Origin of the sequence: Pseudomonas sp. NPDC089396, assembly GCF_044749545.1 — a bacterium.
Classification (GTDB): domain Bacteria; phylum Pseudomonadota; class Gammaproteobacteria; order Pseudomonadales; family Pseudomonadaceae; genus Aquipseudomonas.
On the sequence record NZ_JBIVIC010000005.1, the window covers coordinates 20,660 to 32,913 of the forward strand.

The window sequence follows — 12,254 nt, forward strand, 5'->3', positions numbered from 1 at the left end:
GCCACACACCTGAATCAAGAACCCCAGGAGTTTGATCAATGGGTAATGTCCAGACGGCCGTCAGGGCCTACGACCAGCCATGGCGCCCGGCCCCGGGTGACCTGGTCGAGCTCGGACGGACGCTACGCCTGCCATTGGGCCAACTGCGCCTGCAACGCACCCCGGTCAGTGGCCTCAAGCGCCGTGACAAGCTGGCGCTGGCCCTGCTGGTGCTGGCCTTGCACAGTGCCGCAGCCTACTGGGTCAGCCAGGCTCCGACCCCCGAGCTGCCAGTGGTGCCGCCACAGATTCCACCCATGACCATCGAGTTCGCCGCCCCTGCGCCGCCTGTGGTCGAGCCGCCTCCACCGGCTCCGGCACCGCCTGTGGTGGAGCCACCGCCACCGCTGGTCGACGAACTGGCCGCCAAGCCCAAGCCCAAGCCCAAGCCAAAACCGCTGCCCAAGCCCGTGGCAAAGCAACCGCCCAAACCACAGCCCAAGCCGGTCGAGGCGCCGCCACCTGCTCCGGTAGCGGCCCCGGCACCGCCCGCGCCACCCGCGCCAGCGCCGGTCACGCCACCCTCGGCCAACGCCGCGTACCTGAAGAACCCGGCGCCGGAATACCCGCAGATGGCCCTGCGCCGTGGCTGGGAAGGCACCGTGCTGCTGCGCGTCGAGGTGCTGGCCAGCGGCAAGCCAGGCCAGATCCAGATCCAGAAAAGCAGTGGCCGCGACGCCCTCGACGCCGCCGCCCTGGCCGCGGTCAAGCGCTGGAGCTTCGTCCCCGCCAAGCAGGGCGATGTGGCCCAGGCAGGCTGGGTCAGCGTGCCAATCGATTTCAAGCTTCGTTAACTTTTTCGCAGAACACAGGAAGACATCATCATGAGCCTGCTGGCATCCCCCCTCGAGTCCGTTGAAAGCGCAGTCATCTGGTTGTTGGTCGGTTTCTCCGTCGTCACCTGGGGCCTGGCCCTGGTCAAGGTCGTGCAGTTCGTGCGGCTCAAGCACCAGGACAAGCGCTTCCACCAGCAGTTCTGGGCGGCTTCAAGCCTGGATTCGGCTGCCGAAATCAGCCATGGGTCACCCGGCCCTGCGGCCCGTGTCGCCCAATCCGGTTACGCCGCGATCGCCGTCGGCGATACCCAGGCCAACGACCTGAGCCACGCCATCAACCACCAGGACCGCCTCGAACGTGCCCTGCGCCAGCAGATCGTGCGTGAGCGTCGCTCGCTGGAAACCGGCCTGGCGGTGGTGGCCAGTATCGGCAGCACCTCGCCCTTCATCGGCCTGTTCGGCACGGTGTGGGGCATCATGGAAGCGCTCAAGGGCATCAGCGCGGCCGGCTCGGCCAGCCTGGAAACCGTGGCCGGCCCGATCGGCGCGGCGTTGGTGGCCACCGGCGTGGGTATCGCCGTCGCAGTGCCGGCGGTGCTGGTCTACAACTACTTCCTCCGCCGCCTCAAGCTGACCGCCGCCGACCTGGATGACTTCGCCCACGACTTCTACAGCCTGGCGCAGAAGAGTGCCTTCCGCGTACTGGTGCATCCGGCGGCGCACAAGGCCCCTGTCGGGTTTACCCAGCCGGTGAAGGAGGCGTCCTGATATGGCCTTTTCGACCCAGGACAGCGACGAAGTCCTCAGTGAGATCAACGTCACACCCTTGGTGGACGTCATGCTGGTACTGCTGGTGGTGTTCATCGTCACCGCGCCGCTGCTGACCAACGCCATTCCCATCAACCTGCCCAAGACCGAGGCGGTGGCCCCGGTAGAGCAGAAGGACCCGCTGGTGGTGAGCATCGACGGTGACGGCAAGCTGTTCATCAACAAGGACGAGATCCAGCCGCAGCTGCTGGAAACCAACCTCAAGGCGGCCAAGGACAAGGATGCGCAAGTGCGTGTGCAGCTTCAGGCCGACGACGGGGTGAACTATGGCGAAGTGGCCCGCGCGATGGCGGCCATCGAACGTGCCGGAATCAGCAAGCTGGCGGTGATCACCGCCCGCTGACCGGCGAACCCTCTTCAGGCAAGTGCTTAGGGCCATATCTCTTGGCAGGGGATGGCCCTTTTTTTATTGATGCGGGTCATTGATTTTGCATTTTTAGTTATTAATAAATAGCTTCTTATTCCTTTACTGATATAACTCCAGCCCTATACTGACCTGCAAGCACGCAAACTTACTGGAGGCGTCCCCATGCGCAATGAGTCGATTCGTTACCTGATTGTGCCGGGCTGGCAAGGATCGCCAGACAACCATTGGCAAAGCCACTGGCAGCGCAGCCTGCCCAACAGCGCCCGGGTCGAGCAGCATGACTGGTTGACCCCGCAGCGCCAGGACTGGGTGCAAGCGCTGGAACGGGCCATCGCGGCCGAACCCTCGCCGGTGATTCTCATCGCCCACAGCCTGGGCTGCATCACGGTCGCCCATTGGGCGGCGCAGGCCAGCCCGGCGCTGCTGGGGCGTGTACGCGGTGCACTGTTGGTGGCGCCGGCGGACGTCGAGCGCCCGACCTGCGCACCGGCTTTGCGCAACTTCGCGCCGATCCCGTTGCAGGCATTGCCGTTCCCCAGCCAGGTGGTCAGCTCGGACAACGACCCTGCGGTCAGCGTGCCGCGTGCGCTGTCCCTGGCCCAGGCCTGGGGCGCTGAAGCCGGCCTGCTGAGCAATGCCGGGCACATCAACGTCAAGTCCGGGCATGAGCGCTGGGAACAGGGCTTCGCCTACCTGTATCGCCTGCAAAGCCGGGTTGAGCAGCGCGCGCTGCGTCGCGCCTGATCCACCTTGTCGATCACCTTTGCCTGACGCCCGGCCACCCTCGACCCGGGGCGGGAGTTCTGCATGACTTTTCAAAACCCCTTTGGCCAGCCGTTGCTGACCTTTCCTGAACTGGACAAGAGCCCACTGAGCATCCGTGCCAAGGCGCTGGTGTTCATCGACCCACGCTCGCAGCAGCTGCGCCAGGCGCTGGAGCACCTGGCGCCGCAAGCGCTGCCGGTGTTGATCCGTGGCGAAACCGGTACCGGCAAGGAGTTGCTGGCGCGGCAGATCCACCGCGCCAGCGACCGCGCCGGCTTGTTCGTGTCGGTCAACTGCGCCGCCATCAGCCCGACCTACGCGGATGCCGAGTTGTTCGGCTACAGCGCCGGGACCCTGGGAGGCACTGCCAGCAGCCGCGCCGGTTGGTTCGGCTCGGCCAACGGCGGCACCTTGTACCTGGACGAAATCGCCGATTTGCCACTGGAGATCCAGGGCAAGTTGCTGGCGGCGCTGGAAAACCGTGAGGTTACCCGGGTTGGCGCGCAGCAGCCGCAAGCGGTGGATGTGCGCCTGGTGGCCGCGACCAGCATCGACCTGGCGCGCGTGGTGCGCGCCGGCCGGTTCAACGAGCGGTTGTACCAATACCTGCTCGAAGGTGCGCTGGAGCTGCCGCCCTTGCGTGAGCGGCGTGGCGATATCCTGCCGCTGGCCGAGTACTTCGTGGGTATCTATTGCGTGCGCCTGCAACGCCCGCTGCCGCTGATCAGCGAAGCGGCGCAACGCCTGCTGGAGGCCCATGCCTGGCCGGGCAATACCCGCGAGCTGGAGAACGTCATCCACTTCGCGCTGCTGGTCAATGACGGTGACGAGATCCTGCCAGAGGACCTCGATTTGCCGGACACCGCACGCTAGACAGCCCTCATGAACAAATACCGTGATGGCTATTTGTTTTCGATATAAGCAGCTAATTAAAAGATATTGTTCTGGAATAAAAAATCTCGGTATTGTCGCCTCACGCTCCCGGGTGAACCGGTTGGGCAACCGACTTTGCCATCGCCGATGGCCCAGAATCAGAACAAGGACCACCATGAAGAAGACCCTGCTGACCACGGCCCTGGCCGCCGCCCTGTCGTTCTCCGGCCTGGCCGCCGCTGCCGAGAAACTGGTGGTTGCCGCCACTCCGGTTCCTCACGCCGAGATCCTCGAACTGATCAAGCCAACCCTGGCCAAGGAAGGCGTGGACCTGCAGATCAAGGTCTTCACCGATTACGTGCAACCTAACGTTCAGGTCGACCAGAAGCGTCTGGACGCCAACTATTTCCAGACCCTGCCATACCTGCAGAACTTCAACGAAGGCAAGGGCACTCACCTGGAAACCGTGGTCGGCGTGCACGTCGAGCCCTTCGGTGGCTACTCGAAGAAGGTCAAGAGCCTGAGCGAGCTGAAAGACGGCGCCACCGTTGCCATCCCTAACGAGGGCAGCAACAGCGGCCGCGCCCTGCTGCTGCTGCAGAAGGCTGGCCTGATCACCCTGAAAGACCCGAAAAACGCTTTGGCCACGCCGAAAGACATCGCCGAGAACCCGAAGCAGCTGAAGTTCCGTGAGCTGGAATCGGCCATGCTGCCGCGTGTGCTGGACCAGGTCGACCTGGACATGATCAACACCAACTACGCGCTGGAAGCGGGCCTGAACCCGGCCAAGGATGCGCTGGTGATCGAAGGCAGCGACTCGCCTTACGTGAACTTCCTGGTGGCGCGCCCGGATAACAAGGACAGCGATGCGATCCAGAAGCTGGCCAAGGCCCTTACCAGCCCTGAAGTGAAGGCATTCATCGCCAAGAAGTACAGCGGCGCGGTGCTGCCGGCGTTCTGATTCGCCTGCCTGGCCCTTGCATGAAAAACGCCGACGCATTTGCGTCGGCGTTTTCGTTTATGGCTGGCGGCCCTATCGCCGGCAAGCCGGCTCCCACCGGGACGGCGCTGCTCTTGAACCTTGCACCATTCTCATGTGGGAGCCGGCTTGCCGGCGATTGGGCTGCAGAGCAGCCCCTCACTGAGCAGGCATCAACCTCAAGTTACTCCGCGCCGGAATCGCCCCCATCTGAGCCGGCTGATACCGCCCTTCGATATACCCCTCTGCCTGGTCCGAATAGTGTGCATCGAACGGCACGCCACTTTGCCCGACGGGGTTGCTGGTCAACGCCTGCCCGGCATCGGCAAAGTCGATCAGCCGCCGTGTCGAAGGCCCGTAAGTCACCGGCCAGGGTGCCGGTCCGATCTTCGCCGAGAGGTTGTTCGGCACCTCATGGGTGCCGGGCGCCGCGAACGGACCAACGTTGAACAGCAGGTTCAGCGGCTTCTTCACCCCCAGCGGATGATTGTGCGTGAGGGTATGCGCCTTGCCCCACTGCCAGCTGGCCGGGTCGTTGCCGAAGGTATCGCGCAGGTGCTTGAGGCTCTGCTGCCAGGCGATGCGCACGACGCTGGTGCGATCAGTGCGCTGGTTGGCACCACGGGTATTCCACCAGGGCGAATCGGCGTCGGCCGCCAGGCGCGGCAGGGCAGCATCGATGGCGCGGGTGCCGATCAGCACCGGGAACCAGGTGTCACCCAATTCGTCGTGCAGCGCGGCATAGGCCAATTCGTAGAGGAACTGGTTGAACAGCGTGGCGCTGGTGGATTCCAGCGGATAATCGCCGGTCCAGGCCGCCAGTTGCTCGACCAGCTCCTTTTCTTCGTCGCCCTGGGCCACATTACGCAGGGTCGCCAGCAGCGGCGCCAGGGTTCGCGGACCGTAATCGCTGGCTGTATCCAGCTGCAGGGCCTGGCTGTTCTGGGTGTCCCATTTCACCTCAGGGTTGGCCAGGTGGCGGTCAAGTTGGCGACCGCGGTCAGGCAGGTTGTAGTAACCGGGAATCGCCATCGCGGCAGGCGGCTGGACGTTGGCCGAGACGATGTAGCCACTGGCCGGGTTCTCCTGTTGTGGGTTGGCGCTGAACGGGTAGAAGCCCAGCTTGTCCGCCTGGGCACTCGCCCCGTCGAGGATGAACGCCGGGTTGACCCCATCCGGGCGGATCGGCAACTGCGCGGCAGCCCACCAGCCGATGTCGCCACTGGCATTGGCCCAGACGAAGTTGAGCCCCGGTGCCTGCACCTTGGCCGTGGCCTCGCGCATCTTGGCCAGGGTGTCGGCGCGGTTGAGCTGGTAGAAACCTTCGAGGACAGGGTTTTCGGTTTCCAGGAACGCCCACCACATGGCGATCGGCGTGGTGCCGGCGGTGGCGCCGAGCACCTCGTTGACGATCGGCCCGTGGGGTGAGCGGCGCAGGCTGATGGTTACAGGCGGTTCACCCTTGACCGCGATCTGCTGTTCGGTCTTCTCCAGCGTTCGCCACTGGCCATCGACCATGACCTGTTCGTTGTTCTCAGGGTTGGTCTTTTCCGCGATCAAGTCGACGTCGTCGTTCTGGAACATGGTCAGGCTCCAGCCGAAGTCGCGGTTGTGCCCAAGCAGCGCGAACGGGTTCAGCGCCTGGAAATAACCGTACAGGTTGAAGCCCGGTGCCGACAGCTCGGCTTCGTACCACACGGCCGGCACCGCGAAGCTGATGTGCGGGTCGCCAGCCAGCAATGGCTTGCCGCTGCGGGTGCGGCTGCCGGCGATGGCCCAGGCATTGCTGCCCTCGAACTGCGGGATGCCAGCTTCGCTCAATGCGTCGTGGCTGAGGCGGGCCAGTGCTTCCAGGCTCTGCCAGTCGACCGTCGCCAGCGGAGTGGCCAGCGCGCCTTCGGGCTGCCAGCCGAGGTCGAAAATCTCCAGGTACTGCGGACCGAACTGGTCGCGAATGTAGGTGAGGGCGGGCTCGGTGCGAAACGCGGCGGCGAAGCTGTAGGCCAGGTAGCCGGCGATGCTCAGGGTGTCTTCAGCGGTGAACGGTCTGGGGGTGATGCCGAGCAGGTCGAACTCCATGGGTTTGGGGTGGCCGTCCTGCCAACTGTTGATACCGTCGAGGTAGGCTTGCAGGGCTTTCCAGGCGGGCGACTGGTGGTCCAGGCGCTGCACCATGAGCGCAGCCTGCTCGCGGATGCGCAGGCTGCGGAACAGCTTGTCGGTGGGCAGCAGCTTGTCGCCCAGCACTTCGGCCAGCTCGCCACGGGACAGGCGGCGCATGATTTCCATCTGGAACAATCGGTCCTGGGCGTGCACGTAGCCGAGGGCACGGTACAGGTCGGCTTCGTTCTCGGCCTGCAGGTGCGGGACGCCGCGGGCGTCGTAGCGCACGCTGACGGGCGCCTGCAGCCCGGCGAGGGTGGCCTCGCCCTGGCGCTGCGGCAGCTTGCCCTGCACGTACCAATAGCCGGCACCGGCGGCCACGGCCACCACCACGGCCAACAGGGTGAGGCTGCGTTTCATCGAGACTCCTTGTGCATTCGTGTGAACCACTCGCGAACAGAGCATAGCCCCCGACAGGCGTTTCTACGCCGTGGTGGGGTCAGCCCGCCCAGGGGCAGTAGCAGCCCACCGCCAGGGTGTTGGTCGCGCTGACCTGGCGGCCGTCGAGCAATGCCTTGAGGATCGGCTCGATGAAGCTGTTGCTGGCATTGCACACCGCGCCTTCGCTGTAGGGCCCGAAATAGGCGAGGTGGCCCTGCTGATCCCAGATCGCCACGGCGGGAGACGCGGGCAGGTGTTCGCTGCCGGGCAGGTGGGCGATGGGCTGCAGGCTGACGAGGTTGGCGGGCAACTGGCCGTGGCTGCCCGGTTTTTGCACGACGTGGAAGGTGACGCCCTGGCCGGCGAAGTGGCTGACGAGCTCACCCAGGTGTTGCTGGTTGCCGACGTTGCACGGGCAGGCCGGGTCCCAGAAGTGCACCACGCGGATGGGGCCGGGACCGGCGAGCTCGGCGGGCAGGCGCAGTTGGCTGCCGTCGAAGAAGGTGGTCTGGTTGTCGAAGGGGCGAAGGTAGCGGGATTGGAAGCTGGAGTACGCCTGCCAGAGGACGGCGGCGCCGAGCAGCAGTGCGAGCGTGGTCAGGATGGGTTTGAGGAGGCGGGTCTGCATGAGTGTGCGCGTGGGCCTTGTGGTGGATTCACGGGTCCTATCGCCGGCAAGCCGGCTCCCACAGGGGTATCACCAGGTCAGGAAGGGGTGATATCCCTGTGGGAGCCGGCTTGCCGGCGATAGGGCCGGTGCAGGTGACACATGTCCCAAGCTTGCCACGGCGAAGCGCAGAGCTGAATATCCCAGATCAATACTCGCTTCGCTGTGGATGTACCTGATGCCTGCTGCCTTTGACCCCGACCGCCTGCGCGCCAGCCTCGCGCCCCTTGGCGCACGCCAGCCCTTGTCTGCGCAGGCGCAGGAGTACCAGCGCTTTTACCGCCTGAACCTGCCGGCGCAGAGCTGGTTGGGCGGTTTCCAGGCGGCGGGGTTCGATCTGGTCGGGCAGGTGTGGGAGCCGCAGCGGCCTGTGGCGACCCTGTTTCTGCTGCACGGCTACTACGACCACATGGGCCTTTATCGGCATGTGATCGAATGGGCGTTGAAGCTTGGCTATACGGTCATCAGCTGCGACCTGCCGGGCCATGGCCTGTCCAGTGGCGAGCGTGCCAGCATCAGCGATTTCGCGTTGTACCAGCAGGTGCTGGATGCACTGTTCGAGCAGGCGCAACAGCTTGCATTGCCACGCCCATGGCATCTCTGCGGGCAGAGCACGGGCGGCGCCATTGCTGTCGATCACTTGCTGCACAAGGGCGCAGAGAGCCCCATCGATGGCCAGGTGATCCTCCTGGCGCCGCTGGTACGGCCCCGTGCCTGGCGGTGGTCGAAGTTCAGCTACCGGGTGCTGCGCCACTTCGTCAACGGCATCGAGCGGCGCTTCAGCGAGAACACCAACGACCCGACCTTCCTCCCATTCCTCGAAGCCGACCCACTGCAACCCCGGCGTCTGCCGACGGCCTGGGTCGGCGCGCTGATGGCGTGGGTCAAGCGTATCGAGGCTGCGCCACGCAGCACGCGGCAGCCATTGATCGTACAGGGGGAGGCCGATGGCACGGTGGATTGGCCGCATAACCTCGAAGTGCTCAAGGCCAAGTTCGCCGAACCGCAGATTCTGATGCTGCCCGAGGCTCGCCACCACTTGGCCAACGAGCTGCCGGGCATTCGCCAGCGCTACTTCGACTTCATCGACCAGCGCCTGGGCTGATCACTTAAGGTCCGCGCCGTTCTGGCCGACCGCCAGGCCCGCACGCACCGCGGCCACCGCAGCCTGGTAGTAGGCCTTGCCTTGCGGCGACTCGGCGAAGGTGGCGAACTGTTCGAGTTCGGCGTCGGACAGGTCACGGTAGACGTACAGCAAGGTATTGTTGAGGTCTTCGCCAATCTGGTTCATCAGCCGTTGACGTTGGCCATCGAGCAGGCCCTGGGCCTGACCACCGCCGAACAGGCCGGGGATCATCGAACTCAGGCTGTCGGCGGCCACCCCGGCAATCGCCAGGCTGACTTCGGCACCGGCCTCACGAGCGGGCAGGGCCTGGGCCAGGTGGCCGATGATCAGGATGCGGTTGTCGCTGGCCTGAATCTTTGGCAGGCCCTTGGCGTTCTTCGCCAGTTGGTCCTTGCGCGTGGCCAACAGCTCGGCGGCGACGATCTTGCGTCCCAGCGGGGACTGGAAAAAGGCCAGCGCCGGCGCTGGGTCAGGCAGGGCGGCGCGCAGTTGTGCCTGGGCCCGCCGGTCCATGGCCTGGGCCTGGAAGCGTTGGTTGCTGTTGTTCACCAGCGCCTGGTAAACCGCAGGCGGCAGGCTGTTGCGGTAGCGCAACTGGGCAGCGCTCACGGCATCGTTGAAGTGGGCGCGCTGGTCGGGCCAGCCGGCGGCCTTGTACAGTTGATCGAGGCTGTCTGCCCAGACAGGCATGGTGCAGATCATCAGAAAAAACAGAGAAAACAGACGGCGCATTCAGGACTCCTGTCGGCAGGTGGCTATTGTCCTTGGCCGAACGCCGGTTTGTCGAGACAGGCGCGAGTTTCTCGGCCAAGTGGCGCTGTGCGAGTGCAGGGCTTATGGATATGATGCGCGCCATGCACATTTCCCCTGAACACCCGATGCTTGCGGCCGTCGTCGACGATCTGGCCACCCATGGCTGGTCCCAGCAAGCGCTGTTTCTGCCTGCCGACCTGGTGCGCGCGCTGGCGGCTGAGTGTCGGCGCCGCGATGCCGAAGGCGAACTCAATCCTGCCGGGGTTGGACGCGGGGTTTCCCAGGAGGTGCGCGAGACCATTCGCGGTGATCAGATCCAGTGGATCGACCCAGGCCAGGCCCAAGCCTGTGATCAATACCTGGACGCCATGGACCACTTGCGCCTGGCCATCAACCAGGGCCTGTTCCTGGGCCTTGAAGACTTCGAATGCCACTTCGCCCTGTATCCGCCAGGGGCGTTCTACCGCCGGCATCTGGACCGCTTTCGCGACGATGACCGGCGCATGGTTTCGGCGGTGCTCTACCTCAATGAAGACTGGCAGCCACAGGACGGCGGCCAGCTGCGCATGTTCCTGGCGGATGGTGTAGAGCACGATGTGCAGCCGCTGGCCGGGAACCTGGTGGTGTTTCTGTCGGGCGAGGTGCCCCATGAAGTGCTGCCCGCCACGCGTGAGCGGTTGTCGTTGACCGGCTGGTTTCGGCGCCGTGGCAATGACCTGTTCTGACCTGCCCAAGGTGCTGGTCAGCGCCTGTCTGCTGGGGCAGCCGGTGCGTTACGACGGGCGGGCCAGTGGGCATCCTGATCTTTTGCAGCGTTGGCAGGCCGAGGGCCGCGTGGTGCCGTTGTGCCCGGAAGTGGCTGGCGGATTGCCGACGCCACGGCCGCCGGCGGAGATTCCAGGTGGCCAGGGTGGCGACGTGCTCGATGGCGGCGCGCAGGTGCTGACGGTGGAGGGCGAGGATGTCAGTGCGGCCTTTCTTGCTGGTGCGCAGCAAGCCCTGGCACTGGTGCGCCGGCATGGCATCCGGGTCGCGGTGCTCAAGGCCGGCAGCCCTTCGTGTGGTAACCGGCTGACCTACGATGGCACGTTCACTGGGGTGAAGGTGCCGGGGGAGGGGGTGACCACGGCGTTGCTGCGGCGCGAGGGGGTGCAGGTGTTCAGCGAGCTGGAGCTGGAAGAGGCGCAGCGGGCGTTGGCTGAAGTTTGATGTCGACTGTGCTGGCCCTATCGCCGGCAAGCCGGCTCCCACAGGGGGCCCCATTGCTCTTGTGTGGGAGCCGGCTTGCCGGCGATAGGGCCAGTGGCCACTCCAGCAGACTTATTGCCCCGCCGCAGTCTCCTGCTCACCCTTGAACCACTTCTGCTCAAGCTCCGACGTACGCCCACGGTCCTTGAGCCGCTGCAGGGCATTGTTCAGCGCGCTTTCGAAGGCCGGGTTGTCCTTCTGGAACGGAATCACGAACTTCTTCTCGCCGAACGGCTGGCTGACATCGAACGGGCCTTTCGCTTCGGGTGTGTTGCCCGCAGGGGTCAAGGCAACATCGTACTTGCCGCTTTCGACACCCGGCAGCACCTCTGCCTCCGGTGCCTCGATGAATTCGGCGCGCAGGTCCAGCTCCTTGGCCAATTCCTGGCCGAACTCGATCTCGAAACCGGTCAGGTGGTCATTTTCCTTGAATGCGTAAGGTGGACTGTCGGCCTGCACGGCAATACGCAGTTCGCCCCGGTCGGCTATTTCGTCTATCAGCTCGGCTTGAGCCAATGGCGTGATCAGTACTGCTAGCAGTACGCCCATGGTCGAACGCATGTAATGCCCCTTTTTCGGCAGTTGAATAACTATCGCCGCAACTTTGTTCCTTCGTCGCGGTCGAGCGCAGCCTATGACCTTGAAGCCTTGGCGAGGTTTAACCCTAACTGAAATATTTCTCTTTGTGGGCTATGGTGAAACACCGCTGCCGTTAGTTTTTCCGGCTGCGGTCTTTAAGTGAATCACAGGAGAAGTGAATGAACAGCCTATTTTCGCGTGCTGCCGTCGCCGGATTGCTCATGGGAGCCGCAGTCGTGGCCAGCGCCGCCGATACCGCGCTGAAGAGCCAAGAGCCACCCAAGGATGCCAAGGTCTTCATCGTTTCCCCCGCCGACGGCGCCACGGTCGACAAGACCTTCACCGTCAAGTTCGGCATCGAGGGCATCGCGCTCAAGCCGGCGGGTGACCAGACGGAGCACTCGGGCCATCATCACCTGCTGGTGGATGTGGACAAGGAGCCTGTCGCCGACCAGCCTCTGCCGACCAGCCTGATGCCTGAGAGCGGTGTAGCGCTGCCGGCCGGCCCGCAAGTACTGCACTTTGGCAAGGCACAGACCGAGGCCACCATTACCCTGACCCCGGGCAAGCACACCTTGCAACTGGTGTTGGGCGACAAGTACCACGTACCGTTCAAGCCGAGCGTCGAGTCGAAGAAGATCACCGTCGAGGTGAAGTAAGCACAACGAAAAAGGGAGGCCGCCAGGGCCTCCCTTTTTCATGCAGCGATC

The 12,254-nt window shown here is 64.5% G+C and carries 14 protein-coding genes; 10 read left to right on the forward strand and 4 right to left on the reverse strand.

Features of this window, described 5'->3' with window-relative positions; translation table 11 throughout:
• The first annotated feature begins 38 nt into the window (after positions 1–38).
• The 6 genes from ACIPZB_RS10420 to ACIPZB_RS10445 all read left to right on the forward strand — a co-directional run bounded on the left by ACIPZB_RS10420 (position 39) and on the right by ACIPZB_RS10445 (position 4,609).
• The gene (locus ACIPZB_RS10420; RefSeq protein WP_400640147.1) at positions 39–833 is read left to right on the forward strand and encodes an energy transducer TonB; all 795 of its coding nucleotides are present in this window, start codon (positions 39–41) and stop codon (positions 831–833) included.
• Between the two features lie 30 nt (positions 834–863).
• Complete coding sequence (locus tag ACIPZB_RS10425; RefSeq protein ID WP_400640148.1) at positions 864–1,583, forward strand: MotA/TolQ/ExbB proton channel family protein; 720 nt, start codon at positions 864–866, stop codon at positions 1,581–1,583.
• Position 1,584: 1 nt separating this feature from the next.
• Positions 1,585–1,986, forward strand: coding sequence for an ExbD/TolR family protein (locus ACIPZB_RS10430; protein WP_400640149.1), 402 nt, complete (start codon positions 1,585–1,587; stop codon positions 1,984–1,986).
• Positions 1,987–2,172: 186 nt separating this feature from the next.
• Complete coding sequence (locus ACIPZB_RS10435; RefSeq protein ID WP_400640150.1) at positions 2,173–2,754, forward strand: alpha/beta hydrolase; 582 nt, start codon at positions 2,173–2,175, stop codon at positions 2,752–2,754.
• Between the two features lie 63 nt (positions 2,755–2,817).
• Complete coding sequence (locus ACIPZB_RS10440; protein WP_008093205.1) at positions 2,818–3,648, forward strand: sigma 54-interacting transcriptional regulator; 831 nt, start codon at positions 2,818–2,820, stop codon at positions 3,646–3,648.
• A gap of 175 nt (positions 3,649–3,823) precedes the next feature.
• A complete protein-coding gene (locus ACIPZB_RS10445) occupies positions 3,824–4,609 on the forward strand; it encodes a MetQ/NlpA family ABC transporter substrate-binding protein (protein WP_400640151.1) in 786 nt (261 codons plus the stop codon).
• 177 nt (positions 4,610–4,786) lie between these two features.
• On the opposite strand, the gene ACIPZB_RS10450 is transcribed toward ACIPZB_RS10445, so the two are convergent.
• On the reverse strand, positions 4,787–7,150 hold the full coding sequence (locus ACIPZB_RS10450; RefSeq protein WP_400640152.1) for a penicillin acylase family protein: 2,364 nt from the start codon (positions 7,148–7,150) through the stop codon (positions 4,787–4,789).
• 79 nt (positions 7,151–7,229) lie between these two features.
• Complete coding sequence (locus tag ACIPZB_RS10455; RefSeq protein ID WP_400640153.1) at positions 7,230–7,799, reverse strand: DUF6436 domain-containing protein; 570 nt, start codon at positions 7,797–7,799, stop codon at positions 7,230–7,232.
• Between the two features lie 217 nt (positions 7,800–8,016).
• Between ACIPZB_RS10455 and ACIPZB_RS10460 the strand changes: the two genes are divergently transcribed.
• On the forward strand, positions 8,017–8,943 hold the full coding sequence (locus ACIPZB_RS10460; protein ID WP_400640154.1) for an alpha/beta hydrolase: 927 nt from the start codon (positions 8,017–8,019) through the stop codon (positions 8,941–8,943).
• On the opposite strand, the gene ACIPZB_RS10465 is transcribed toward ACIPZB_RS10460, so the two are convergent.
• Positions 8,944–9,696: a DUF2059 domain-containing protein gene (locus ACIPZB_RS10465; RefSeq protein WP_400640155.1), complete on the reverse strand. Its 753-nt coding sequence runs from the start codon at positions 9,694–9,696 to the stop codon at positions 8,944–8,946.
• 113 nt (positions 9,697–9,809) lie between these two features.
• Here ACIPZB_RS10465 and ACIPZB_RS10470 point away from each other — a divergent pair, with 113 nt between their 5' ends.
• Both ACIPZB_RS10470 and ACIPZB_RS10475 read left to right on the forward strand, forming a co-directional pair.
• Complete coding sequence (locus ACIPZB_RS10470; RefSeq protein ID WP_400640414.1) at positions 9,810–10,442, forward strand: 2OG-Fe(II) oxygenase; 633 nt, start codon at positions 9,810–9,812, stop codon at positions 10,440–10,442.
• A complete protein-coding gene (locus ACIPZB_RS10475) occupies positions 10,429–10,926 on the forward strand; it encodes a DUF523 domain-containing protein (RefSeq protein WP_400640156.1) in 498 nt (165 codons plus the stop codon). The genes ACIPZB_RS10470 and ACIPZB_RS10475 overlap by 14 nt, the downstream gene beginning before the upstream one ends.
• 111 nt (positions 10,927–11,037) lie before the next feature.
• Here the strand turns inward: ACIPZB_RS10475 and ACIPZB_RS10480 are convergent, their stop codons facing one another.
• Positions 11,038–11,526 carry a transporter substrate-binding domain-containing protein gene (locus ACIPZB_RS10480; RefSeq protein WP_400640157.1) on the reverse strand — a complete coding sequence of 163 codons (489 nt, stop codon included), beginning with the start codon at positions 11,524–11,526 and terminating at the stop codon, positions 11,038–11,040.
• Positions 11,527–11,723: 197 nt separating this feature from the next.
• On the opposite strand from ACIPZB_RS10480, the gene ACIPZB_RS10485 reads away from it, so the two are divergent.
• Entirely contained in the window at positions 11,724–12,203 is a 480-nt protein-coding gene (locus tag ACIPZB_RS10485; RefSeq protein WP_008093219.1) for a DUF4399 domain-containing protein, read from the forward strand.
• Positions 12,204–12,254 lie beyond the last annotated feature (51 nt).